Origin of the sequence: Arsenicicoccus sp. oral taxon 190, from assembly GCF_001189535.1 — a bacterium.
Taxonomy (GTDB): Bacteria; Actinomycetota; Actinomycetes; order Actinomycetales; family Dermatophilaceae; genus Arsenicicoccus.
This window is the reverse complement of record NZ_CP012070.1, coordinates 647,121-672,035: the sequence shown is the minus strand read 5'-3', so window position 1 is coordinate 672,035 and position 24,915 is coordinate 647,121. Positions and strand designations below refer to the sequence as shown.

The window sequence follows — 24,915 nt, the reverse complement described above, 5'->3', positions numbered from 1 at the left end:
GCATACGAGCTGGTCAGCGGGTCAGAAGGCGCCCTCCGGGACGTCCATGAGGTCGAGCCCGGTCATCTGGGCCATGACCATCTCGGACCGCAGCCGCGGCAGCACGTTGCGGGCGAAGAAGGACGCCGCCGCCACCTTGCCTAGGTAGAAGTCCTTGTCCTTGCCGCTCGCGCCCGCCGCCAGCGCGGCCTGGGCGACCTCGGCCTGGCGCAGCAGCAGCCACCCGACGACGAGGTCACCGGCGGCCAGCAGCAGCCGGGTGGTGTTGAGGCCGACCTTGTAGACGTTGCGCAGGTCGCCGTCCTGGCGCGGGTCGGAGTCCATGAGCTCGCCGGCCATGAAACCGAGGATCCCCTGGACCGACTCGAGCGCCTTGCCGAGCTGGGCCCGCTCCTCGGCCAGGGCCTCCGGGCCGCTCTCGCAGAAGGTCTCGATCTGCTCGGCCAGGGCTGCCAGCGCGGTGCCCTTGTCCCGGATGATCTTGCGAAAGAAGAAGTCCTGGCCCTGGATCGCCGTGGTGCCCTCGTAGAGCGTGTCGATCTTGGCGTCGCGGACGTACTGCTCGACGGGGTAGTCCTGCAGGAAGCCCGAGCCGCCGAGCGTCTGCAGCGACTCGGTGCCGAGGAGCACCCAGGCGCGCTCGGACCCGACGCCCTTGACCAGGGGCAGCAGCAGGTCGTTGATCTTCATGGCCAGCCGCGCGTCGGCGTCGTCCTCGGGGATGGGCGCGGCCGGGTTGGCCTCCTGCGCCTGGGCGACCTTGTCCTGCTGCACCGCCGCGTAGAGGACGAGGGCACGCAGGCCCTCGGCGTAGGCCTTCTGCAGCATCAGCGACCGGCGGACGTCCGGGTGGTGGGTGATGGTGACGCGGGGGGCGTCCTTGGCGGGGGTGGTCATGTCCGCCCCCTGCACCCGCTCCTTGGCGTACTCCAGCGCGTTGAGGTAGCCGGTGGAGAGCGTGGCGATCGCCTTGGTGCCCACGAACATCCGGGCGTTCTCGATGACCTTGAACATCTGGGCGATGCCGTCGTGGACGTCGCCGAGCAGGGTGCCGACGGCGGGCGTGCCGTTCTGACCGAAGCTGACCTCGCAGGTGGTGGACACCTTGAGGCCCATCTTGTGCTCGACGTTGGTGACGAAGGCGCCGTTGCGCTCGCCGAGCTCACCGGTCTCGACGTCGACGTGGTACTTCGGGACGATGAAGAGCGACAGGCCCTTGGTGCCGGCGCCCGCGCCCTCGGGGCGGGCGAGGACGAAGTGGACGACGTTGTCGACCATGTCGGACTCGGCGGAGGTGATGAAGCGCTTGACCCCGTCGATGGTCCAGGTGCCGTCGCCGTTGTCGGTGGCCTTGGTGCGGCCGGCGCCGACGTCGGACCCGGCGTCGGGCTCGGTGAGCACCATCGTGCAGTGCCAGCCCTTGTCGACGATGAGCTTGGCGAGCTTCTTCTGCTCCTCGGTGCCCAGGTAGTAGAGCAGGTTGGCGAAGGAGTAGCTGGCGGCGAACATGTGGACCGCGGGGTTGGCGCCGCAGACGAGCTCGGCCACCGACCACCGCAGCGACGGCGGGACCACCATGCCGCCGAGCTCGGCGGGGACGTCGAGGTTGCCCCACTCGGCGTCGATGTAGGCCTTGTAGGAGGCCTTGAAGGACTCGGGCATGGTCACCGAGAAGGTCTTGGGGTCGTAGACCGGGGGGTTGCGGTCGGAGTCCAGCAGGCTGTCGGCCAGCTCGTTCTCAGCCAGCCGGGCGACCTCGTGGAGGATCTCCTTGGCGGTGTCGGCGTCCACGTCCTCGTAGATGCCGTGCCCCAGGACGTCCTGGCGGCCGAAGACCTCGAAGAGGTTGAACTCGATGTCTCGCACGTTGCTCTTGTAGTGGCCCACGCGGGGTCCCCTTCCCTGACGTTCTGCCTGTCTGGGCGCTGGCAGGTATGACGTGCCCCGGCGGCTGGCGCCGAGGTCTCTCCATGATGCTACTGGCGAGTAGCGAGCGCAACCACTACCGCGATTCCGTGACCTCGGCCACGTGCGCCGGTCCCGGCCGTATGACGTGCCGGTGCTGCTGGCCGCGGGGCTGCTCGGGCTGCAGGGCTGCTCGGGGCTGCAGGGCTGCTCGGGCTACAGGTCCAGGGCGACGCCGCCGGCCAGCTGGTGGGCCAGCGGCAGGATCTGGGTCGCGGGCAGCGGCCGGGCGTAGAGGTAGCCCTGGGCGGCCGAGATGCCGAGCATGCGGGCCCGCGCCTCCTGCACCCGGGTCTCGATGCCCTCGGCGGTGATGGTGAGGCCGAGCTCGCGTCCGAGCCGGGACACCGCGGCGACCACGGCCTCGTCGCCGCCGGACTCGCCGAGGCCCTGGACGAAGGTCCGGTCGATCTTGAGGATGTCCAGCGGCAGCGACCGCAGGTTGGCCAGCCCGGAGTAGCCGGTGCCGAAGTCGTCGATGGCGACCCGGATCCCGAGGGTGCGCAGCTCCTCCAGGGTCGCGACGGTCTCGGCGGTCTGCTCGAGGACCACGGTCTCGGTGATCTCCAGGATGAGCAGCTCGGGCGGCAGCCCGGACTCGTCGAGCACCCGGCGGACCGTCGCGGCGAAGGTCGGGGCGACGAGCTGGTGGACGCTGATGTTGACGGCGACGGTCAGCGGGTAGCCCTCGCGGTACCACTGGAGAGCCTGGTCGACGGCCTGCTCCAGCACCCACGTGCCGATGCTGATGATCGAGCCGAACTCCTCGGCCAGCCGGATGATCTCCTCGATCCCGATGAAGTCGCCCTCGGGGTCGGTCCAGCGCAGCAGCGCCTCGACGCCCGAGACCTGCTCGGCGCGCAGGTTGATGATCGGTTGGTAGAGGACGGTCCACCGCTCCGGGCCCGGGGGTCGGGCCAGCCGGCGCCGCAGGTCGCGGGTGCGGGCGAACTGCGCCAGCATCGTGGGCTCGAAGCTGCGCACGGTGCCCGGACCCTCCCGGGTCGCCTGGCGCAGCGCGAGCTCGGCGTTGCGCACCAGCTCGAGCCCGGTGTGGGCGCCCACGCACAGGCCGCCGCAGGTGCGCAGGGTCACGTCGGGGACGAGGTCGGGGCGGTTGATGGTGTCGACGATGCGCTGCGCCTCGGTCAGCGCCTGCGCCCCCGAGGTGCCCGGCCGCAGCAGCACCGCGAAACGTTGGTCGCTGAAGCGGGCCAGGGCGTCGCCGGAGCGGATGGTGGCGCGCATCGTGCGGGCGACGGTGCGCAGCAGCTCCTCTCGCGAGTCGTCGCCGAGGGTGTTGTCGGCGAGCCCGGCGGGGGCGATGTCGAGCAGCAGCAGCGAGATCTCCCCGCTCGCGGACTCGTAGAGCCGGTGGCGGACCGCGCGGTCCAGGCTGGTGCGGTTGGGCAGGCCGGTGACGACGTCGTGGTAGGTGACCTGCTGCAGCCGGGACTGCAGACCCACCCGCTCGGTGACGTCGCGCACCGCGACGAGGTAGCCGCTGGGCAGGGGGGTGATCACGGACTCGACGTGGACGACGGCGGCGGTCGCGGTGGTCAGCGCCGACTCGAGCCGCAGCGTGGGCTGCATCCGGGCGGTCGGGGCGTGGGTGAGGTGCGCGAGCACCTCAGGCGTCACGTCGGGCAGGACGTCGCTCACGTGCTGGCCCGTGAGGTCGCTCTCGCGCAGGCCGAGCATGGTGCTGAGCGCCGCGGAGGCGAAGAGCACCCGGCCGGTGCCGTCGAGCTCGAGGATGATGTCGCGGGTCTCGCTGACCAGGAGCTGCATGTGGCGTGCCTGCTGCTCGATCGACCCCGCCAGACGCCGGTTGTGGTAGCCCTCGTAGATGTGCAGCGCCACCAGGAGCAGCAGCGCGACGCACAGGGCACGGGCGGTGCGCATGTCCAGCGGGACGGCCTGGGCCGTCGTGAAGATCACGGCCCCCACCACGAGGGTGAGGACGCTGACCACGAGCAGGTCCCGGTGCGGGTTGAGCAGCGAGCGCCCCAGCGTCGGCGTGGGCCGGCGGGCGACGGCGACGGCCGCGACGACGATCAGCGACGCCTGACCCACCCACAGCGCCTCGCACAGCACCCAGGGCTGACCGGACGGGAAGACCGAGGCCAGCATGTCGCCCACCATCGCGGCCAGCACGGACAGCCCGAGCAGGGTCTGGATCCACCGCGACCGCCCGGTGCGGCTCGGTATGACGAGCAGCCACGAGATGATCGCCGCCACGATGCCGCACACCAGGCCCATCGTGACCAGCTGGGCGTCCAACGTGGTGGGGGTGCGCTGCCCGGTCAGCCACGACTGGGGGTCCAGGTGCCAGGTGAGCAGCCAGATGCAGTCAATCAGCAGGGTGAGGTGCAGCAGGGCGGTCGGCAGCTGCCGGGGCGTGGTCACCGTGAAGAACACGAACGCCGGGATCATCAGCAGCGCCGCCATGGCGTAGAGCACGGTCGCCAGCTGCCCGGTGCCGATGGCGGGGTCCGTGAACATCAGGTTGCCCAGCCCGTTGGCGAGCATCGCCAGCGACACGAAACCCCATCCGATGCGCTGCATCACGCAGCTGCGTGCCCCGGCCACCACCGCGGCGGCCGCGGCGACCAGGGCGGTGATCCACATCAGGGGGCCCGCGAGGTCGCGGTCGAGGACGGCGACGACGGGTGGGGCGAGGACCAGGACGGCACCAACGATGCCTGTCCGTGAGTCCATAGGCCAATAGTGGGCCATGAACGGCCACGGAGCCACGAGAACCCACGGATGAGGGGGGGTTGATCGGCATACGTCCGCAGAAAGCGGACAACTGGAGCGGGTGACGAGAATCGAACTCGCACTAGCAGCTTGGGAAGCTGCTGTTCTGCCATTGAACTACACCCGCGAGCAGCACGACTGCTGGCGTGTGAGACAGCATACCCAATCTCGTGGGTGGTGCCGGCACGGCACGCGCGAGCGGTCGCGCCCCGGGCCGCCGCGCTGACGGTAGCGTGGCGTCGTGCTCCTCTCCGACCGCGACATCCGCGCCCAGATCGACGCCGGACGTGTCGTCCTCGACCCCTTCGACCCCGCCATGGTGCAGCCGTCCAGCGTGGACGTGCGCCTGGACCGCTACTTCCGGTTGTTCGACAACCACAAGTACCCCGTCATCGACCCGTCGCAGGACCAGCCCGAGCTGACCCGACTGGTGGAGGTGGAGCAGTCCGAGGGTTTCGTGCTGCACCCCGGCGAGTTCGTCCTGGGCTCGACGCTCGAGGCCGTCACGCTGCCCGAGGACCTCGCCGCCCGGGTCGAGGGGAAGTCGTCGCTCGGCCGGCTCGGCCTGCTGACGCACGCCACCGCGGGGTTCGTCGACCCCGGGTTCTCGGGCCACGTCACGCTCGAGCTGTCCAACGTCGCGACTCTGCCGATCGTGCTGTGGCCGGGCATGAAGGTCGGCCAGCTGTGCTTCATGCGCCTGACGTCGGCGTCCGAGCACCCCTACGGCAGCGACGTCTACGGCTCGCACTACCAGGGGCAGCGTGGACCCACGGCCAGCCGGTCCTTCCACAACTTCCACCGGACCGACCTGGGATGACCCGCGCCCGCGTGGCGCTGCTGCACGCACCGGCGAAGGTGCGCGGCATCGCCCTGCTGCTGCACGGCGGCCCCGTCAGCAGCACCAAGCCCGATCTGCGGCTCAGCCCTGCCTACCTGCGGATGCTGGCCTTCGGCCCCACCCTGGTCGCGCGCTCGCACGGCCACCTGGTGGTCGCGGCGCTGCGCTACCGGATGCAGGGGTGGAACGAACCCGACGCGCCGGCCGTGCAGGACGCCGAGGACGCGCTGGACCGGATCCAGGCTCGCTACCCCGACCGGCCGATCGCGGTGATCGGGCACTCCATGGGTGGCCGGGTCGCCCTGCGGGTCGCCGGGCACAGCGCCGTGCGCGTCGTCGTGGGGGTGAGCGCCTGGCTCCCCGAGACCGATCCGCGTCCCCCGGTGGACGGCAGGTCGGTGCTGCTGCTGCACGGCACCCACGACCTCATCACCCCGTGGAAGCGCAGCCGGCAGCTCGCCGAGGACCTGCGGGCCGACGGCGTCGACGCGACCTTCGTGCCGCTGCCGCGCCGTGGCCACAACCTGCTGCTCACCACCGACCCGCACCGGGCCGTGGCGGACTTCGTCGTCGACCGGATGGGGTAGCCGCCCGCGGCCTCAGCGGGCCGGGTGGCTCTGGCGCAGGTCAGGGGCGGCGTGGTCGGCGCGCACGGCGAGGACGGCGCAGGGAGCGTCGAGCAGGACCTGCTTGGTGGTGTCGCTGACGATGCGCTTCTCCACGTGGCTGCGGTCCGTGATGCCGATGACGACGAGCGAGACGTCCTCGTCCTCGGCGACCCCGATGATGGCATCGGCCCCGGTGACGCCGTCGGTCTGCTGCGCCCACCGCCAGGGGACCCCGGCGTCCGTCATGACCTCGGTCAGGTGCGCGGCCTCCTCGTGCGTGAGCTCGACCGGGATGCTGTCTCGCCACTCCCGGGTCGCGTTGACCACGACCACCTCGCTGGCGGTCGCCCTGGCCTCGGCTGCGCAGTGTCGCAAGGCAGCCCGACCGGGCTCGGTCGGCGCGTAGGCCAGGCAGATCGTCATCGGGGCTCCTGCAGATGAGGCGTCCGGCCCACCTTAGGTGGTGGTCGGGAGCCGTGCGGACAGGGGGTCCCCTCGCGGGGGTTCGCGTGCCCCGGCGCGTAGACAGCGGGAGGGGCCGCCCGTGATCGGGCAGCCCCTCCCGTGTGCGTCCCGGCAGACCGTCAGGGACTCAGTCGTCCCACGGGTCCGGGACCTCCTCGGCAGGCCGTATGGCGGCCTCCGGCTTCGTGGGCCCGGGCTCGGCGGGGGTCGCCGGGGCAGGGGCGGGCGGAGTCGCGGGCTCGGGCTTCGGGGCGGCCTCGGGAGCAGCCGGGGCTGCGGCGGCGGGGGTGGTGTCCTCGTCGTCGTCCCAGGGGTCCTTGACCTCATCGGTCGCGGGGACGGGCGCGGGGGCGGGCGGAGTCTCGGGCTCGGGCTTCGCGGCGGCCTCGGGAGCAGCCGGGGCTGCGGCGGCGGGGGTGGTGTCCCCGTCGTCGTCCCAGGGGTCCTTGACCTCATCGGTCGCGGGGACGGGCGCGGGGGCGGGCGGAGTCGCGGGCTCGGGCTTCGCGGCGGCCTCTGGAGCAGCCGGGGCTGCGGCGGCGGGGGTGGTGTCCCCGTCGTCGTCCCAGGGGTCCTTGACCTCATCGGTCGCGGGGACGGGCGCGGGGGCGGGCGGAGTCGCGGGCTCGGGCTCCGCAGCGGCTGGGGTTGCCGCGGCGGTGGGCTCGTCGTCCCACGGGTCGGCCACCTCGGACGTGGCGGCTGGGCTGGCTGCGGGCTCCGGCTTCGCAGCGCCCTCGGGTGCCGGGGTTGCCGCGGCGGCGGGCTCGTCGTCCCACGGGTCGGCGACCTCGGAGGTGGCGGCCGGGGCGGCTGCGGCCTCGGGCTTCGCAGCGGCTGGGGTTGCCGCGGTGGGGGTGGTGTCCTCGTCGTCCCACGGGTCTGCCACGTTGGCGGCCTCGGTCCCGGCCGTGCCGCCGGTGGCGGGGACGCGGACGTCCTCCTGGGCCTCGGCGGTGGCTTCCTCGGCCGGGGTGGTCCGGGTCTGGCGGTTGTCCTCGTCCGGCTTCACGTCCCCTCGGGGGACGTCGGCCCCGGCAGCAGCGCCAGCAGCACCGGCAGCGGCCGCCGCGGCAGGCGTGCCGGCCTTCTCCTCCTGCGCCGCCTCGTCGCGGTCCGCCTCGGCGACACCGGCGTCCTGCTCCTCGCCGCGTCGGACGGCGGCGAGCAGCATCTGGGCGACGTCGACCACCTCGACCGACTCGACGGCCGGGTCGTCGGCCTCCTTGGCGGTCACCCCGTCGGACAGCATGACGCGGCAGAACGGGCACCCGACGGCGATCCGGTCGGCACCCGTGGCCAAGGCCTCCTCGGTCCGGTTGAGGTTGATCCGGGTGCCGAGCTTCTCCTCCATCCACATGCGGGCACCGCCGGCGCCGCAGCAGAAGGACGTCTCGCCGTGCCGCGGCATCTCCCGCAGCTCGACGCCGGGCAGCGACCCGATGAGCTCGCGGGGCGGGGCATACACGTTGTTGTGCCGGCCCAGGTAGCACGGGTCGTGGTAGGTGACCACGGGCGCGCTCGAGGCAGGGTTCTTGGCGGTCGACTTCGCGGGGGCGTCGGCCGGGCGCGAGACCGGGACGAGCCGCTTCTCGCGCACCAGGCGGTTGAGCAGCTGCGTGTGGTGCAGGACCTCGTAGGAGCCCCCGACCTGCGGGTACTCGTTCTTGATCGTGTTGAAGCAGTGGGCGCAGGTCACCACGATCTTCGTGGCTCCGGCCTCGTTGAGCTGCTCGACGTTCTGCTGCGCCAGCATCTGGAAGAGCACCTCGTTGCCGGCGCGACGGGCCGAGTCGCCGGTGCAGGTCTCGCCGTCGCCGAGGACGGCGAACGACACCCCGGCGGTGTCGAGCAGCTCGGCCACGGCGCGGGAGGTCTTCTTGGCGCGGTCCTCGAAGGCGCCCGCGCAGCCCACCCAGAAGAGGTAGTCGACGGAGGACAGGTCCTCGACGTCCTTGCCCACCTGCTTGACCGGGAACGGCAGGTCCTTGGCCCAGTCGAGGCGAGCGCGCTGCGCCATACCCCAGGGGTTGCCCTTGGACTCCATGTTCTTGAAGAGCCCGCCCAGCTCGGCCGGGAAGGCCGACTCGATGAGCACCTGGTTGCGTCGCAGGTCGACGATCGCGTCGACGTGCTCGATGTCGACCGGGCACTGCTCGACGCAGGCGCCGCAGGTCGTGCACGACCACAGCACGTCCTCGTCGATGACCGCCTCGGGACCCAGGGCGTCGTATGCCGTGAGCGGGTGCTCCTCGTCGTAGCCGGTCTGGCCCACCAGCGGCGTGTGGGCGAGGGCCCGGGTGTGCTCGGGCAGGGCGTGCCGGGCCTCCTCGGACGCCATCATCCAGGGCGCCTTGGCGTGCGCGTGGTCGCGCAGCGTCATGACGAGCATCTTGGGGGAGAGGGGCTTGTCGGTGTTCCAGGCGGGGCACTGCGACTGGCACCGCCCGCACTCGGTGCAGGTGGTGAAGTCGAGCAGCTGCTTCCAGGTGAAGTCCTCGGCCTTGGCGACGCCGAGCGAGGTGTCCTCCTCGAGCTCCTCCATCGCCTCCAGGGAGAAGGGCTTGCCGTCGATGCCCATCGGCTGCAGGGCGCCGAGGGAGGTGCGGCCGTCCGCGTGGCGCTTGAACCAGATGTTGAAGAACGCCAGGAAGCGGTGCCAGGCCACGCCCATCGTCGGCTGCAGCGCGATCGTGATCATCCAGGCGAAGGAGACCAGGATCTTGATCATGGCGACGAGGTAGATGGACTCGCGCAGCCAGTGCTCGGACAGGCCGCCCCAGACCGGGGCCATCCAGAAGGTCAGCGGGAAGTGCAGCGGCAGGTTGACGCCCGGCTCGGTGAGCCGCAGCAGCGCGGCCTCCTGCGAGCGCAGCGACAGGATGCAGATGGTGACCGCGAGGATGGTGAACTCGACGTAGTAGGCCTGCCACCAGGTGGACCCGAAGAAGCGGGAGCGCCGGCCCTCGACGCCGGCGGCGCGGCGGGGGTGGTTGCGCTGGCGGACCACCATCAGCAGGAGGATGCCGGCGAACCCGGCCCACGCGAAGAGCTCGATCAGCCACTCGAAGGGCGGGAAGTGGCCGATGATCGGCAGCCGGTAGTCCGCCCACACGAGCTGGAAGAACGCGTTGACCAGCGTGGCGAAGAGGATGAGGAAGGACAGCGCCGTGAACCAGTGGGCGATCGAGACCCACGGCAGCCGCGCCATACGCGTATGCCCCAGGAACTCGCGCACCAGGGTCATCGTGCGGGCGGCGGGCTGATCGGTCCGGGACCGGTCCGGCTGGCCGGTGCGGAAGAGCCGGGTGAAGCGGAAGACCTGCCGGAAGAGCAGGATCCACCCGATGCTCGGGATCACGAAGCACAGCACGAGGGCCGTGATCTGCAGCGCTGACATGCGGTGATCCTACGGGCGGGTACGGACATCGGGGGAGACCGGACGGGGTGGTGTGACGGGTATCGCCTAGGCCATCGGGGTCCGGTGGGTGGGATCCGGCTGCGCGACCACGCCAGGCATAACACAATGTTGGCTAGTCAATAATCAGGGAATGCACCTCGTGGCCCCGCCGTTGGCCAGGGTGACGGACCCACTCGCCGAGACCCAGATCGGAGCCTGCACGCGCATGCCTATCTATGACGACGTCACCGCCCTCGTCGGCCGCACCCCGCTGGTGCGCCTCAACCGCATCATCGAGGCGGCGGACGGCACGACCGTCGCGGCCAAGCTCGAGTTCTACAACCCCGCCAGCTCCGTCAAGGACCGCATCGGCGTCGCCATCGTGGACGCCGCCGAGGAGTCCGGGCAGCTCAAGCCCGGCGGGACCATCATCGAGGCGACCTCCGGCAACACCGGCATCGCCCTGGCCATGGTCGGCGCGGCCCGCGGCTACAAGGTCGTCCTGACGATGCCCGAGACCATGAGCGCCGAGCGCAAGGCCCTGCTCAAGGCGTATGGCGCCGAGCTCGTCCTCACCCCCGGCTCCGAAGGCATGAAGGGCGCCGTCAGCAAGGCCGAGCAGATCGCGGCGGAGCGCGGCGGCGTCCTCGCCCGTCAGTTCGCCAACGCCGCCAACCCCGAGATCCACCGCCGCACGACGGCCGAGGAGATCTGGGCCGACACCGACGGCAAGGTCGACATCGTCGTCGCGGGCATCGGCACCGGCGGCACCATCACGGGCGTCGGCCAGGTCCTCAAGGAGCGCAAGCCGGACGTGCGGCTCGTCGCGGTGGAGCCCGCCGAGTCGCCGATCCTCAACGGCGGCCAGCCCGGCCCCCACAAGATCCAGGGCATCGGCGCCAACTTCGTCCCCGAGGTCCTCGACACCGAGATCTACGACGAGGTCATCGACGTCGACATCGACCAGTCGGTCGAGTGGGCCCGCAAGGCCGCCACGCAGGAAGGCCTGCTCGTGGGTCTGTCCTCCGGCGCGGCGCTCTACGCCGCCTCGCAGGTGGCCGCCCGCCCCGAGAACGCCGGCAAGACCATCGTGGTCATCATCCCGTCCTTCGGCGAGCGCTACCTGTCCACCGTCCTCTTCGAGGGCATCACGGACTGAGGTCCGTATGCCGGACCGCCCGCGTCCCCACCTCCGACACGAGACGAGCTGACGTCATGACGACCTTCTCCACCGCCGAGGCCCGCCGCCTCAAGGGCAGCATCAACCTGCCGCCCCTGATCACCCAGCGCGAGGGGCACGTGGGGCTCGTCCAGGGCGTCCTCGAAGACCTCGACGCCGCCATCGAGCGCGACCCGGCGGCGACCGGTCGGCTGCAGATGGCGCTCGTGTCGCCCGGCCTGCACGCGATCTGGGTGCACCGGGTGTCCCACCAGCTGTGGCAGCGCGAGTCGCTGCGGCTGCCGGCGCGGCTCCTGTCCAACCTGGCCCGCGCCGTCACCGGAGTGGAGATCCACCCGGGGGCGACCATCGGCCGACGGTTCTTCATCGACCACGGCATGGGGGTCGTCATCGGGGAGACCGCCGAGATCGGTGACGACTGCATGCTCTACAACAGCGTCAACCTCGGGGGGCGCTCCCTCGCCAAGGGCAAGCGTCACCCCACCCTCGGCAACGGCGTGACCGTCGGGTCGGGCGCCCGCGTCCTCGGCGCGATCACGCTGGGCGACGGCTCGCAGGTCGGCGCCAACGCCGTCGTCGTCAAGGACGTCCCGGCCAACGCCGTGGCCGTCGGCATCCCCGCCCAGGTCAAGGTGCCGAGCCCTGGTCAGAGCCCCACGGACGCGATGTACGACGACCCCGCCGTGTGGATCTGAGGCCACCGCAGCCACGCGCGACGGCGCCCGCCCCTCCTCGGGGCGGGCGCCGTCGCGGCATACGGGCTCGGCGTCAGCGGCCGGACTCGAACTTGACCTCGTGGGGCTCCACGTCGCTGCCCTTCTCGACCCCGATCTGGTTGCCGGAGTGGTCGCGGGACACCTTGGAGCGCACCGTCGAGGCGGCGTCGCTCGCCCGGGTCTGCGCGGAGCTGGCGAGCGTCTGCGCGCGCTCCTGCACCACGGGGGCCTGCTCCTTGACCTTGTCGGTCACCTGGGCGGCCAGCGCCTGGGCGCGCTCCTGCACGACGGGCGCCTGCTCCTTGACCTTGTCCGTCGCGAGCGCGACCTTCTCCTGGACGCGCGGGTCGTGCCAGACGGTGTCGGCCTGGGCCTTGATCTGCTCGTAGCGGGCGTGCCCGGCACGCGCACCCAGCACGTAGCCGAGGCCGGCGCCGACGATGAACATGAGTCGCTTCTGCATCTGGTCCTCCTGGTGGTGGTGGCCTGTGGCTCAGCTGGGGTGGCCGTTGGCTTCGCTGTCGGCGGGGACGCCCGGCATGCCCACGGGGTTGCCGGTGTAGCCGGGGCCGCCGGACACCGAGCCGGGGGTGCGCCCGCCGGTCGTGGTCCGCGACGGCTGGCTCGTCGTCTGGGTCGACGCCGGGGTGGTGCCGCCGGAGACCGCGTCGACCGCCTTGTCGACCAGCTTGTGCGCCGGCCCGGGGGTCTTGGCCTTGACGGCGTCGGCGGCCTCGGCCACCTTCTGCTGCACCGGCTCGCTCTGCCAGGCCTTGGCGGACTGGCGCTTGATCTGCTCGTAGCGCGTGCGGCCTGCCCGCGCGCCGGCGACGTAGCCAACGGCCAGCCCAGCCAGGAAGCTCAGCTTGTTCTGCATGGGTCGTCCTCTCCTCACGTGCTCTGTCGGAGTCCTCTTGCCCCGTTCGTGCCCAACTTATGACGACAACGCCTGGGTGATCCGGCATTCTCCCAGGGGCGCGGTCGTCTCGCCCACCGGACGAGGTGGGGTGTCGCGGCCCGGTACCCTGGAGCGGCGGACGCGCGGCGCAGACCCGGGCCTCCGCGAGGAGGGCTCGCATAGTGGCCGAGTGCGGCGGTCTTGAAAACCGCTAGGGGTGCAAGCTCCTCGTGGGTTCGAATCCCACGCCCTCCGCCCCGCGTCCCCACGGCACCCGAGGCCCGTCATCGAGTCAGGTCACCAAGTGTTCACCTGTCATCGCTCGCGACCGGGGTGCCCGATGATAGGTTGCTGGTGGTTGCTGAAGCAGTTCCTCGCAAGACGTAGATGTAGCCCTCTGACCGCCACCCCGGCGAGCGGGGGTTGTTCACGAAGACCGGGCATGTCCCGTGCAGTGGGGTGTTAGGCAATCTGACCGGTGGGCGTCCTGCCGGCCGGTCGTCAGCCAGACAACGAAAGTAGTTAGATCCCATGGCACAGGGCACCGTTAAGTGGTTCAACGCTGAGAAGGGCTTCGGCTTCATCGCTCAGGATGGTGGCGGTCCGGACGTGTTCGTCCACTACTCCGCGATCCAGAGCAACGGCTACCGCTCCCTCGACGAGGCGCAGCGCGTCGAGTTCGAGGTCACCCAGGGCCCCAAGGGCCCGCAGGCGGACGCCGTTCGTCCTCTCTGACCTGACTCGGTCACCCCGGCCCGACGGCCGGACCGACTGATCGCAGACCCCCGACAGGCAACCTGTCGGGGGTCTGCGGCGTCGTGGGAGCAGATCACGGAGCACCCCGTCGATACACTCGACGGGTAGCGCTGTGCCGAACTACTCCTGACGCCCTGATGAAAGGTCGGTCTGTGGCTGATCATGACGACGCCTCGCGGACTCCCGCGACGCCGGGTGACCCCGGGGCGGACCATGCGACCCGGCCGGGGCAGGGGGACCAGGATCTGACCCGCCGCGAGCTGCGCGCTCGCAAGGCCGCCCGGCGCCGCCCCGTGCTGCGGGCGATCGTCATCTCGCTCGTCGTCCTCCTCGCCGCCGTGCTGGGGCTGGGCGCCTACGCCGTGCTCCGCTTCAACGGCAACATCAAGGCCCTGGACATCCAGAGCAACCTGCTGCGCCCCAAGTCGGACGCCACCACCGACCCGACCAGCGGGCACACCGCGATGAACATCCTGCTCATGGGCGTCGACAGCCGCGCCGGCGCCAACGCCGGCTACGGCAACGCCGACGACGCCAGGTCCGGGGAGCGCTCGGACACCACGATGCTGGTCCACCTCGCCGCCGACCGACGCTCGGCCGTCGTGGTGTCGATCCCGCGCGACACGATGATGCCCGCCCCGCCCCGCAACGGTCAGCGCAGCGGCAGCTCCGGCGCCGCGTCCACCGCGACCACGTCGAGCCCGGCCGGGGCGTCGGCGACGGCCACGCCCCCCGGGTGCAACATCGACGCCCCGAGCAGCGAGTGGAAGGCGCAGCAGTTCAACAGCAACATCGAGGAAGGCGGCGTGACCTGCGTCATCGCGACGGTCATGCACAACACCGGCCTCAACATCGACCACGTCATGACGGTGGACTTCACCGGCTTCAAGCAGATCGTCGACGCCATGGGCACCGTCGAGATCTGCACCACCAAGCCGGTCAAGGACCAGTACAGCGGCCTCGACCTGCCCGCCGGGCGCCACCAGCTCGACGGCGAGGAGGCGCTGGCCTTCGTGCGCACCCGCCACGGCGTCGGCGACGGGAGCGACATCGGCCGGATGCGGCTGCAGCAGGACTTCGCGGCGGCCGTCGTGCGCAAGGCCACCTCCACCGGTGTCCTGCTCAACCCCGGCAAGCTGTATGGCGTCCTCGACGCCGCCACCAAGTCGCTGACCACCGACCCCCAGATCGCCAACGTGTCCGCGCTGTCGAGCCTCGCGGGCCAGCTGCGCGAGCTGAAGCCCGCCAACGTCCGCTTCATCACGGCGCCGACCGAGACCTACAAGCCCAACCCGGACCGGCTGCAGCTGAGCCCGGCCGCGCAGGACCTGTGGACCCTGCTGCGGGAGGACAAGCCGTGGCCGACCGCCCCGGCCGCCACCGCGAGCGCCTCGGCCACCCCGACCGTCACCCCGACCGTGGCCCCAAGCGCGGTCTCCGTCGCGATCGAGAACGCCGCCGGCACCGACGGCCTCGGCACCCAGGTGTCCAGGGCGCTCACGGTCCAGGGTTTCCGGGTCACCCGCGTCGCGTCCGCGGCCGCGCCCTCCGACGGGGTCGTCGTGCACCACTCGGCGTCGCAGATGGCCGCCGCCCAGGAGGTCGCCCTGGCCTTCCCGGGCGCCACCCTCAAGGCCGACGGCAAGGCCGGGCAGGCCGTCACGGTGTCGGTGGGGCGCGGCGCCCCCGCCGTGGTCCTGGTGCCCAACCGCGAGGGCGCGCAGCCGCTGCCCGCCCAGCCGCTCAAGGCCGCGCCGGTCCCCGGCTCGTCGGCCAGCCCGACGCTGCAGGCCAAGGCCGCCAGCGACGATGTCTGCAGCGACACGTCGAAGGGCTGATCGGCCGTTTTGCCCCTGCCAGCGCCCGACGGGTAGCCTGTGCGGGTTGCACTGGAGGTGTCGCATAGTGGCCTAGTGCGCCCGCCTGCTAAGCGGGTTGAGGTTGATAACCTCTCGCGGGTTCAAATCCCGCCACCTCCGCGCCGTCGTCCTCGGACACCTGACCCCAGGCCGGACCCTCATCGGGTCCGGCCTGGCGTCGTTCGTGGGGCCGGCCGCAGCCGGGCCGGTGGCGGTGCGGGCGAGGGGCGGCGTCTCGGCATACGGGCAGGGATCTGCACAGGGTGACCCCGCGCACATCGCCTGGACAGGCAAGCCTTACCGTGATGGCGTGGACTTTTCTCTCTCTCGCACGCAGGAGCAGTGGCAGGCCGCCATGGCCGAGTTCCTCGAGGCCGAGGTCTACCCGGCCGAGCCGATCGCGCGAGCCGAGGTCGCGGCCCTGACCCCCGAGCAGCGGTGGCAGCGGCCCGAGGTGCTGTCGCGGCTCGTCGAGGCGGCTCGCGGCGCCGGCCTCTGGGGCCTGTGGCTGCCCGAGCCGTATGGCGGAGGCCTGTCCCACCTCGACTTCGCGCCCGTCGTGGAGCTGTCCGGGCGCTCGCCCCACCTCGCGCCGGAGGCGATCAACGCCAACAGCCCCGACATCGGCAACATGGAGCTGCTGCAGCGGTTCGGGACGGACGCGCAGCGCGCCGAGTGGCTCGAGCCGCTGGCGGCGGGGGAGTTCCGGTCGTCCTTCGCCATGACCGAGCCGGACGTCGCGTCGTCCGACGCGGGCAACATCGCGACCTCCATCGAGGTCGACGAGGCCGCCGGGCAGGTCGTGATCAACGGCCGCAAGTGGTGGTCCAGCGGCGCCATGTCCCCGGACTGCCGGGTCCTGCTCGTGATGGGCAAGTCCAACCCGCGCGGCCAGCGGCACCAGCAGCACTCGCTGGTCATCGTCCCCATGGACACCCCCGGGGTGCAGGTGGAGCGGGCGATGACGGTGCTGGGCTTCCCCGACGCCTGCACGGGCGGGCACGGGGAGATCAGCTTCACCGACGTGCGGGTGCCGCTGAGCAACGTCGTCGGCGACCTGCACCGCGGCTTCGGGCTCGCGCAGGCGCGCATGGCACCCACGCGACTCATGCACTGCCTCAAGCTGATCGGTGTGGCCGAGCGCGCCTTCGACCTGATGGCGCAGCGGGTGCCCAAGCGGGTGGTCTTCGGCCGGCCGCTGGCCCAGCAGGGGCTGGTGCAGCAATGGATCGCCCACTCCCGCGTCGAGATCGACCAGGCGCGGCTGCTCGGCTACCGCGCCGCCTGGTCGCTGGACCACAAGGACGACCAGGACTCCGCGGCCGCGATCTCCGCGCTCAAGGTCGTCGCCCCCGCCATGGCCTCACGAGTCGTGGACCGGGCCATCCAGGCGCACGGCGCGCTGGGCCTCTCCCAGGACACGCCCCTGGCCGAGCTCAACGCCTACGCCCGGCAGATGCACATCGCCGACGGACCCGACGAGGTCCACATGATGGCGGTGGCGCGGCACGAGCTGCGGCGCTACTCCAGCTGATCGGCGGGCGCGAGCGGCCCGGCCCGGGGACCTCCCCGGGTCGGGCCGCTCGCGTCGTCCGTCGTCAGGACACCGGCTGCGTGAGGTCGTAGAACGTCGACCCGCCGATCGTGACGCTCTGGTAGTGGGACGCGGCCCACTGCAGGATCTGGCTCGACGTCGAGGTCGACGACCCGCCGCCGCCCATGCCCTGCGAGGCGAGCAGGTAGTGGATCCTGCCCTGCGCCACGTAGGCCTGGAACTGCGCCAGCGTCGGCGAGGGGTCGCTGCCGTTGAAGCCACCGAGGGCCATGACCGGCAGCTGCGTGCCGAGCTGGAGGCCGGCGGCGTTCTGCGAACCCACGGCGGCGGCCACCCAGGTGTAGCTGCTCGCGTCGGCCGACAGCGCGCTCACCACCTCCGTGCTCGGCGTCGAGGCCGAGAGCAGCCCGCCCATGCCGGCGCCGGTGCCAGGCGTCCCGCCTGTCGTTGTGCCAGGCGTCCCGCCTGTCGTCGCGCCAGGTGTCCTGCCTGTCGTCGCGCCCGGCATCGCGCCGGGTCCCCCGCCAGGCATGCCACCGGGCATGCCACCGGGGCCGCCCATCCCCGACCCGGTGCTGGGGCCGGCGCTGACGATGGACCCGGTGTGGCCGGTCGAGACGGTCTGGGCCGAGTAGGCCGCGGGCCCCGCGAGGACCGAGACCAGGGCGGCGCCGGCGATGACCGGCACCGCGGCCCGGTGGACCCGGTCCAGCACCAGCAGCAGCAGGGTGGCGGCGAGACCGGTCACGACCACGACCCAGCGCAGCCAGGGCAGGAAGTCCGCCGAGCGGGCCAGCAGCACGAAGGACCACGCGGCGGCGATCGCGGTGGCGGCGGCGAGGATCGCCATACCTCGACGGTCGTGACGCGACCACGCCTCCACGGCGCCGATGCCGACGAGGGCGGCGATGGCCGGGGCGAGCGCCACCGTGTAGTAGGCGTGGAAGATGCCCGCCATGAAGGAGAAGGTCAGGCCGGTGACCAGCAGCCACCCGCCCCACAGGACAAAGGAGGCGCGGAGCCGGTCGGTCCGGGGCCGGCGCCCGCGCAGCGCCAGCCCGGCGACCAGCAGGAGCAGCGCGGAGGGCAGCAGCCAGGAGATCTGGCCGCCGATCTCGCTGTCGAAGAGCCGCGTGATGCCGGTCGAGCCCCAGCCGCCGCCCCCGCCGACGGACCCGGTCTCGTCCCCCGTGAGTCGGCCGAAACCGTTGTAGCCGAACGTGAGCGACAGGAAGGAGTCGTCCTGCGAGCCGCCGACGTAGGGCCGCATCGACGCGGGGACCAGCTCCACGATCGCGACCCACCAGCCCGCCGAGACGAGGAAGGCCACGCCCGCCAGCAGCAGGTGCCGCACCCGCCGTCCCAGGGTGACGTCGGCCGCGAGCAGGTAGGTCAGCGCGAACGCCGGGACGACGAGGAAGACCTGCAGCGTCTTGGTCAGGAAGCCGAACCCGAGGAACACGCCCATCGCCACGAGCCAGCGGGCCCGTCGCTCGTCGAGGGCCTTGACGGTCGCCCACGCCCCGAGGGTCATCAGCAGGACCAGCAGCGCGTCCGGGTTGTTGAAGCGGAACATCAGCGTCGCGACCGGTGTCAGCGCCAGGGTGGTCCCCGCGAGGAGGCCGGCCACGGGGCCCGCGTGCCGCTTCACCGTCGCGTAGAGCACCCCCACCGTGGCGACGCCCAGGAGCACCTCGGGCAGCAGGATCGCGAACGAGCTGAGCCCGAAGACCCGCACGCTCAGCGCCATGAGCCACAGCGAGGCCGGCGGCTTGTCGACGGTGATCGCGCTCGCGGCGTCCGACGAGCCGTAGAAGAAGGCCTTCCACGACGCGCTGCCGGCCTGCGCCGCCGCGGAGTAGAAGGCGTTGGCCCACCCGGAGGCGGTGAGGTTGACCAGGTAGAACGCGGCGGTCGCGCAGAGCAGGATGATCAGGGCCGGGCGCGCCCAGCTGGGGTCGCTCTCGGGGCCGCGCCACAGGGCGGCCGGGCGGTTGGTGGTCCTGGTCCTGCTCCCGGCTCGCGTCGGGCTTGCGCTGGGGGCGTATGCCGCCCCGCCGCCGCCGATCGTGGCGGATCCGGTTGCCGGGGTAAGGGTCTCGCGCTGGCCGCGCCTCGACCGCAGGGCGGTGAGGGGGTTGCGCAGGGGGGTCGAGGTCGTCATACGTCCACGGTCGGCTGCCCGGTTGTGGAGCGGCTATGCGCCTGCTGAGGTGCTGCTACGACACGCGAGAGGTGCCCTGCCGACGGCAGGGCACCTCCGGGTCAGGCGTGCTTGTCCTCCGCGCCGTCGCCCGGCTGGACGGTCCAGGTCGGCGGCTCGTCCTTGCCGGACTCCTCGTCGCGCTCGGCGTCGGCCGCCGTGGCCTGCACGATGCCCTGCGCGTGGTGGCTGGGCGCGTAGACCGCGTAGACCTGCAGCGGCTCGTCGCCGGTGTTGATGACGTCGTGCCACATGCCGGCCGGGACCTGGATGGACCAACCGTCCTCGACGTCCTGCTGGAAGCTGAGGTCGTCCTCGGCGGGCCCCATCACGCACCGGCCGGTGCCGGCGTCGACCCGCAGGAACTGGTCGGTCTCGGGGTGCGCCTCGAGACCGATGGACTCGCCGACCGGGATCGACATGAGGGTGACCTGGAGGTACTTGCCGGTCCAGGCGGTGGTCCGGTAGTTGGTGTTGTCCTTGGTCGCGGTCTCGATGTCGAAGGCGTTGGGCTGGGGGCCGTTGTCGACGATCTGCATGAGTCGCTCCTGTCCTCGCTGGGGTGTGTCAGGCCCATCCTCGCGCGTGGTCGGTCGCCGGGTCCACGCGCCCCCCGCGCAGCGGCAGCCGCACGGTGAAGGTCGTCGACCCCGGCACCGACGCGACCGACACGTCGCCGTGGTGCGCCTTGACCACCGCGTCGACGATGGACAGCCCGAGCCCGGTGGAGCCGGCGGCCCGGTTGCGCGCAGTGTCGCCCCGCGTGAACCGCTGGAAGAGGTTGGGCTGCAGCTCCGGCGCGATGCCTGGTCCGTCGTCGTGGACCTGCAGCACGGCGTGAGACCCGTCGACGGCCAGGGAGGTGCGCACGACGGTGCCCGCGGGGGTGTACTTGTGGGCGTTGGCGAGCAGGTTGACCACCACCTGGTGCAGCCGGTCGCGGTCCCCGGTCGTCTCGATCGCCACCTCGGGCAGGTCCATCTCCCAGCGGTGGTCCCGCGCCGCGACCTGGGCGTCGCTGACGCACTCGAGGACGAGCATCGACAGGTCGACGGGTTCGTGCTCGAGCGGGCGACCGGCGTCGAGGCGGGCGAGCAGCAGCAGGTCCTCGACCAGGGTGCCCATCCGTAGCGCCTCCGACTCGATCCGGTCCAGGGCGTGGCGCACCCCGGCCGGGACGGGTTCGCGCTCGCGGCGGGAGAGCTCGGCATACCCCCTGATCGACGACAAAGGGGTGCGCAGCTCGTGCGACGCGTCGGCCACGAACTGGCGCACCCGGGTCTCCGACTGGTGCCGGGCCGTGAGGGCGTCGCCGACGTTGTCGAGGAGCGTGTTGAGGGCGTGCCCGACCTGACCGACCTCGGTGCGCTGGTTGGCGAGGTCGGCGGGGACGCGTTCGACCAGGGCGACCTCGCCGGAGGCCAGCTCCATCCGGGACACCTCGGTCGCGGTGTCGGCGACCCGGCGCAGCGGCCGCAGGTTGCGGCGGACCAGCCACGTGCCCAGCAGCCCCACGAGCAGCAGCCCGGTGAGGGAGGCGAGCGTGATGGTGCGCAGCAGCTCCCCGACGGCGTGGCGCACCCCGGTGAGGGGGACGCCGGTGACGATCGTGGTTCCGGCCCGGTAGGACGCCACCAGGCGGTAGTCGCCCAGCCCGTCGCCGAGGCTGACGGTCTTGGGACGCTCAGAGGCGCCGGAGCTCTCGACGGCGGCGGTCTGCTGGCCGGTGAGCTGGGCATAGCTGCCCCGGCTGATGACGTACCCGGTCAGCAGGTCCCCGTCCTGCAGGCAGGCGCGCAGCATCCCCTCGCCGGTCCCGGGCGGCCGGTTGGTGCACTGGCGCACGACGCCCCCGCCGTCGTCGCGCGGGTCCCGGCCGATCATCTGCCGCTGGTCGGCGAGCTGGGCGTCGACCTGCTGGGTGAGGCGTTGCTCCATGACGAGGACGGTGGCACCGCCGATCGCCACGGTCACGGCGAGGAAGAGCGCGACCACCGACGTGACGAGCTTGGTGGTCAGCGACCAGTCCTGGGGGCGCATGGGCTCCCTTCCGTATGCCGAGGGGGCCGGGTCAGGCGCCGGCGGGCTTGAGCACGTAGCCGACGCCGCGCATGGTGTGGATCATCGGCTCGCGGCCGGCGTCGATCTTCTTGCGCAGGTAGGAGATGTAGAGCTCCACGACGTTGGCCTGACCGCCGAAGTCGTAGTTCCACACCCGGTCCAGGATCTGCGCCTTGGACAGGACCCGCCGCGGGTTGCGCATCAGGAACCTCAGCAGCTCGAACTCCGTTGCCGTCAGCCGGATCTCGTCGCCTCCGCGGCGCACCTCGTGGGCGTCCTCGTCCATCACCAGGTCCCCGACGACGAGGTGGGACTCGGGGGCGGTCTCGGTCAGCACGGTGCGCCGCATCAGCGACCGCAGCCGCGCGACGACCTCCTCGAGCGAGAACGGCTTGGTGACGTAGTCGTCGCCCCCGGCGGTCAGCCCCGCGACGCGGTCCTCGACGGCGTCCTTGGCGGTCAGGAAGAGCACCGGGATGTCCGGGTCCTCCTGGCGCATCTTGCGCAGCACCTCCAGGCCGTCGAAGTCCGGGAGCATCATGTCGAGGGCCACCGCGTCGGGCTTGAACTCGCGGGCCGTGCGGACCGCCTCCAGCCCGGTGGCGGCGGTGCGGACCTCCCAGCCCTCGTAGCGCAGGGCCATGGACAGCAGCTCGGCGATGTTGTTCTCGTCGTCCACGACGAGGACCCGGACGGGGGAGCCGTCGAAGCGGTGCAGCGCGGGGGCGGCGGTGGGGTGCGTGCTCATGGGTCTCATGGTCCGGGGCCTCCCTGTGGCCGGCGCTGGGGAATCCTACGCGCTTCCTGTGACACCACTATGCCGTGGTCGGGGTGGGGGCGGGCGGTGTCGGGTGGTGTCGGTGCGGTGTCGGGTGGTGTCGGTGCGGTGCCGGGGGTGTCGGTGCGGAGCCGGGCGCCGGCCACTCCTAGCGCGGCGAGGGCCGCACCACAGCGACCCCACAGGCGCCAGGTCGAAGGTCCATGGCATGCCGATCGACGGCCCGCCCGTCACCTGCGACAAGGAGTCAGCCATGGATCCCCTCAAGTACGACGCCACCAACCCGGCACCGTCCTCCCCTCCCGATGCTGCCGCCCGGCCCCCGCGATGGTCGGGTCGCAGGACCGCAGCCGCCGCTGCCGTGGCGGTCGGGCTCGCCACCGTTGGCGGCGGAGCGGTCGCGGTCGCGGCTCCCGTCGTCAACAGCCACACCCAGGGCGGCGAGCGGGGGCCGGGTCGCGGTCACCCCGGCCGCGGGGGCTGGGGCGGCCAGCTCCCCGGTCAGCAGGGCCAGCTCCCCGGTCAGCAGGGAGCCGGTCAGCAGGGTCAGGCGCCCGGTATGCCGGGCCAGCTGCCCGGCGGGTCCCCCGGTCAGGCCGGCGGCTCCGGCTCGGGTGGTTCCGGCTCGGGTGGGTCTGGTTCGGTCGACTCGACCCCGGGCTCGGCCTCGGGCTCGGCCGGGGGCGCTGCCGCGGGTGGGACGGGGGTCGCGTCATGACCTGGCTGCTGCGACCGCACCATGCCGTGCGACGGCGGACGCCGGGGCGGGACCTCTCCGCGATCCCGGTGTGCGGTGGTGCCTCGGTGCCGCCGCTCGAGGCTCAGCGCCGGGCGGCGGCGCGGCGGGCTACCCGCGGGGCCTGACGGACGCGGTGCCCGTCGCCGATCGACGGCGGTGTGCGTGCCGCCCCCAACACAGATCGTGGACGTCTTGTGTCGCCATACGGCACAAAACGTCCACGATCGTGGGAGGGGAGTGGGGAGGGCCCGGTCAGGCCTGGGCGACCCGCTCCTTGAGCCCGTCCAGCTCGGCGCGGAGCTCGGCGGGCAGCTCGTCCCCGAACTTGCCGAACCACTCCTCGACCATCGGCAGCTCCTTCTCCCAGCCGGCCTTGTCGAAGGCGAGGGCAGTGGCGAGCTGCTCGTCGGTGAGCTCGAGGCCGTCGGTGTTGATCTCCTCGGGCTTGGGCAGCAGACCGATCGGCGACTCGACGCCCTCGGCCTTGCCCTCGAGGCGGTCGACCACCCAGGCGAGGACGCGGGAGTTCTCGCCGAAGCCCGGCCACACGAACTTGCCGTCGTCGTCCTTGCGGAACCAGTTGACCTGAAAGATCTTGGGCAGCTTGTCGGCGTCGCCCTTCTGGCCGATGGTGAGCCAGTGCTGGACGTAGTCACCGGCGTTGTAGCCGATGAACGGCAGCATGGCCATCGGGTCGCGGCGCACGACGCCCACGGCGCCGGTCGCGGCGGCGGTCGTCTCCGAGGAGAGCGTGGCGCCCATGTAGGTGCCGTGCGTCCAGTCGCGGGACTGGGCGACCAGCGGGATGGTCGTGGCGCGGCGCCCGCCGAAGAGGATCGCGGAGATCGGCACGCCGTTGGGGGAGTCGTACTCCGGGGCGACCATCGGGCACTGGTTGATGGGGGTGCAGAAGCGGGCGTTGGGGTGGGCGGCCTTGGTGCCGGACTCCGGCGTCCACTCGTTGCCCTTCCAGTCGATGAGCTCGGCGGGCTTGTCGTCCGTCATGCCCTCCCACCAGACGTCGCCGTCCTTGGTGCGCGCCACGTTGGTGAAGACCGAGTTGCCGGCCTCGATCGTCTCCATCGCGGACTTGTTGGTGCTCCAGCCCGTGCCGGGGGCCACGCCGAACAGACCGAACTCGGGGTTGACGGCATACAGCCGGCCGTCCTCGCCGAAGCGCATCCAGGCGATGTCGTCGCCGACCATCTCGGCCTTCCAGCCGGGGATGGTGGGGGCGAGCATGGCGAGGTTGGTCTTGCCGCAGGCGCTGGGGAAGGCGGCGGCGATGTAGTGGGTCTTGCCCTCGGGGTTGGTGAGCTTGAGGATCAGCATGTGCTCGGCCATCCAGCCCTCGTCGTGGGCGATGGCCGACGCGATGCGCAGGGCGTAGCACTTCTTGCCGAGCAGGGCGTTGCCGCCGTAGCCGGACCCGAAGGACCAGATCGCGCGCTCCTCGGGGAAGTGGACGATGTACTTGGTGTCGTTGCAGGGCCACGGGACGTCCTGCTCGCCCTCGGCCAGCGGTGCGCCGACGGAGTGCAGGCACTCGACGAAGTCGGCCTGCGTCTCCTCCATCTGCTTGAGCACGTCCGAGCCGACGCGGGCCATGACGCGCATCGAGGCGACAACGTAGGCGGAGTCGGTGATCTCGACGCCGTACATCGGCTGGTCGGCCTCGAGGTGGCCCATCACGAAGGGGATGACGTACATCGTGCGGCCCTTCATGCACCCCTGGTAGAGGTCGCGCATGATGCCCTTCATCTCGTCCGGGGCCATCCAGTTGTTGGTGAAGCCCGCGTCCTTCTCTTCCTTGGAGCAGATGTAGGTGCGGTCCTCCACGCGGGCCACGTCGTTGGGGTCGGAGGCGGCGTAGTAGCTGTTGGGCTTCTTGTCCTCGGCGAGCTTGATGAAGGTCCCGGAGTCGACCAGCGCCTGGTTGAGCTGCGCGGCCTCCTCGTCCGTGCCGGTGATCCAGTGGATCTGGTCCGGCGTCGTCAGAGCGGCGATCTCCTCGACCCAGGCCGCGAGCTTCTTGTGCGTGGTGGACATGTGGTACCGGCCATCCCTTCATTGCCGACGTTGGCAAGATCTGTGCTGTCACCGTAACCGCTGGCCCGGACCCCGGCCACAG

General features: G+C 71.7%; 19 protein-coding genes and 3 tRNA genes. 10 read left to right on the top strand and 12 right to left on the bottom strand.

The features are described 5' to 3' along the window. Positions 1-21: 21 nt before the first annotated feature. The 3 genes from ADJ73_RS03120 to ADJ73_RS03110 form a co-directional block, all read right to left on the bottom strand. On the bottom strand, positions 22-1,887 hold the full coding sequence (locus tag ADJ73_RS03120; RefSeq protein WP_050347055.1) for an acyl-CoA dehydrogenase: 1,866 nt from the start codon (positions 1,885-1,887) through the stop codon (positions 22-24). Between the two features lie 234 nt (positions 1,888-2,121). Beyond that, a complete protein-coding gene (locus tag ADJ73_RS03115) occupies positions 2,122-4,686 on the bottom strand; it encodes a putative bifunctional diguanylate cyclase/phosphodiesterase (RefSeq protein WP_050347054.1) in 2,565 nt (854 codons plus the stop codon). Positions 4,687-4,778: 92 nt separating this feature from the next. Continuing rightward, positions 4,779-4,852, bottom strand: a tRNA-Gly gene (locus ADJ73_RS03110). 114 nt (positions 4,853-4,966) lie between these two features. Here ADJ73_RS03110 and dcd point away from each other — a divergent pair. Then, the gene (gene dcd, locus ADJ73_RS03105) at positions 4,967-5,545 is read left to right on the top strand and encodes a dCTP deaminase (protein ID WP_050347053.1); all 579 of its coding nucleotides are present in this window, start codon (positions 4,967-4,969) and stop codon (positions 5,543-5,545) included. Then, positions 5,542-6,153, top strand: coding sequence for an alpha/beta hydrolase family protein (locus ADJ73_RS03100; protein WP_050347052.1), 612 nt, complete (start codon positions 5,542-5,544; stop codon positions 6,151-6,153). Before dcd ends, ADJ73_RS03100 begins: the two co-directional genes overlap by 4 nt. Before the next feature lie 12 nt (positions 6,154-6,165). Here the strand turns inward: ADJ73_RS03100 and ADJ73_RS03095 are convergent, their stop codons facing one another. After that, positions 6,166-6,597: a universal stress protein gene (locus tag ADJ73_RS03095; RefSeq protein ID WP_050347051.1), complete on the bottom strand. Its 432-nt coding sequence runs from the start codon at positions 6,595-6,597 to the stop codon at positions 6,166-6,168. Between the two features lie 169 nt (positions 6,598-6,766). Next, positions 6,767-10,039 (bottom strand): (Fe-S)-binding protein, encoded by a 3,273-nt coding sequence (locus tag ADJ73_RS03090; protein WP_082176701.1) that lies wholly within the window; start codon positions 10,037-10,039, stop codon positions 6,767-6,769. 226 nt (positions 10,040-10,265) lie between these two features. Here ADJ73_RS03090 and cysK point away from each other — a divergent pair, with 226 nt between their 5' ends. Beyond that, the gene (cysK, locus tag ADJ73_RS03085) at positions 10,266-11,198 is read left to right on the top strand and encodes a cysteine synthase A (RefSeq protein WP_050349221.1); all 933 of its coding nucleotides are present in this window, start codon (positions 10,266-10,268) and stop codon (positions 11,196-11,198) included. Between the two features lie 56 nt (positions 11,199-11,254). Further along, positions 11,255-11,914 carry a serine O-acetyltransferase EpsC gene (gene epsC, locus ADJ73_RS03080; protein ID WP_082176700.1) on the top strand — a complete coding sequence of 220 codons (660 nt, stop codon included), beginning with the start codon at positions 11,255-11,257 and terminating at the stop codon, positions 11,912-11,914. A gap of 73 nt (positions 11,915-11,987) precedes the next feature. On the opposite strand, the gene ADJ73_RS03075 is transcribed toward epsC, so the two are convergent. Together ADJ73_RS03075 and ADJ73_RS03070 are read right to left on the bottom strand one after the other, a co-directional pair. Then, positions 11,988-12,398 (bottom strand): hypothetical protein, encoded by a 411-nt coding sequence (locus ADJ73_RS03075; protein WP_050347050.1) that lies wholly within the window; start codon positions 12,396-12,398, stop codon positions 11,988-11,990. A 30-nt stretch (positions 12,399-12,428) separates the two neighbouring features. Beyond that, on the bottom strand, positions 12,429-12,812 hold the full coding sequence (locus ADJ73_RS03070; RefSeq protein WP_050347049.1) for a hypothetical protein: 384 nt from the start codon (positions 12,810-12,812) through the stop codon (positions 12,429-12,431). Between the two features lie 189 nt (positions 12,813-13,001). Between ADJ73_RS03070 and ADJ73_RS03065 the strand changes: the two genes are divergently transcribed. The 5 genes from ADJ73_RS03065 (at position 13,002) to ADJ73_RS03045 (ending at position 16,982) form a co-directional block, all read left to right on the top strand. Beyond that, positions 13,002-13,088, top strand: a tRNA-Ser gene (locus ADJ73_RS03065). Positions 13,089-13,364: 276 nt separating this feature from the next. Beyond that, on the top strand, positions 13,365-13,568 hold the full coding sequence (locus ADJ73_RS03060) for a cold-shock protein (RefSeq protein WP_013491183.1): 204 nt from the start codon (positions 13,365-13,367) through the stop codon (positions 13,566-13,568). A 173-nt stretch (positions 13,569-13,741) separates the two neighbouring features. After that, entirely contained in the window at positions 13,742-15,427 is a 1,686-nt protein-coding gene (locus ADJ73_RS03055) for an LCP family protein (RefSeq protein ID WP_050347048.1), read from the top strand. A 53-nt stretch (positions 15,428-15,480) separates the two neighbouring features. Further along, a tRNA-Ser gene (locus ADJ73_RS03050) sits at positions 15,481-15,568 on the top strand. A 190-nt stretch (positions 15,569-15,758) separates the two neighbouring features. After that, positions 15,759-16,982, top strand: coding sequence for an acyl-CoA dehydrogenase family protein (locus tag ADJ73_RS03045; protein ID WP_050349219.1), 1,224 nt, complete (start codon positions 15,759-15,761; stop codon positions 16,980-16,982). Between the two features lie 64 nt (positions 16,983-17,046). On the opposite strand, the gene ADJ73_RS03040 is transcribed toward ADJ73_RS03045, so the two are convergent. The 4 genes from ADJ73_RS03040 to ADJ73_RS03025 all read right to left on the bottom strand — a co-directional run bounded on the left by ADJ73_RS03040 (position 17,047) and on the right by ADJ73_RS03025 (position 22,015). Then, positions 17,047-19,167 carry an ArnT family glycosyltransferase gene (locus ADJ73_RS03040; RefSeq protein WP_082176698.1) on the bottom strand — a complete coding sequence of 707 codons (2,121 nt, stop codon included), beginning with the start codon at positions 19,165-19,167 and terminating at the stop codon, positions 17,047-17,049. Positions 19,168-19,268: 101 nt separating this feature from the next. Next, positions 19,269-19,745: a cupin domain-containing protein gene (locus ADJ73_RS03035; RefSeq protein WP_050347047.1), complete on the bottom strand. Its 477-nt coding sequence runs from the start codon at positions 19,743-19,745 to the stop codon at positions 19,269-19,271. Positions 19,746-19,773: 28 nt separating this feature from the next. Continuing rightward, positions 19,774-21,246: a sensor histidine kinase gene (locus ADJ73_RS03030; protein WP_050347046.1), complete on the bottom strand. Its 1,473-nt coding sequence runs from the start codon at positions 21,244-21,246 to the stop codon at positions 19,774-19,776. 31 nt (positions 21,247-21,277) lie between these two features. Beyond that, entirely contained in the window at positions 21,278-22,015 is a 738-nt protein-coding gene (locus ADJ73_RS03025) for a response regulator transcription factor (protein ID WP_050347045.1), read from the bottom strand. Positions 22,016-22,298: 283 nt separating this feature from the next. Between ADJ73_RS03025 and ADJ73_RS03020 the strand changes: the two genes are divergently transcribed. Then, a complete protein-coding gene (locus ADJ73_RS03020; protein ID WP_156188089.1) occupies positions 22,299-22,763 on the top strand; it encodes a hypothetical protein in 465 nt (154 codons plus the stop codon). A 273-nt stretch (positions 22,764-23,036) separates the two neighbouring features. Here ADJ73_RS03020 and ADJ73_RS03015 read toward each other — a convergent pair whose 3' ends face one another. Next, positions 23,037-24,833 carry a phosphoenolpyruvate carboxykinase (GTP) gene (locus ADJ73_RS03015; RefSeq protein WP_050347043.1) on the bottom strand — a complete coding sequence of 599 codons (1,797 nt, stop codon included), beginning with the start codon at positions 24,831-24,833 and terminating at the stop codon, positions 23,037-23,039. Between the last annotated feature and the right edge of the window lie 82 nt (positions 24,834-24,915).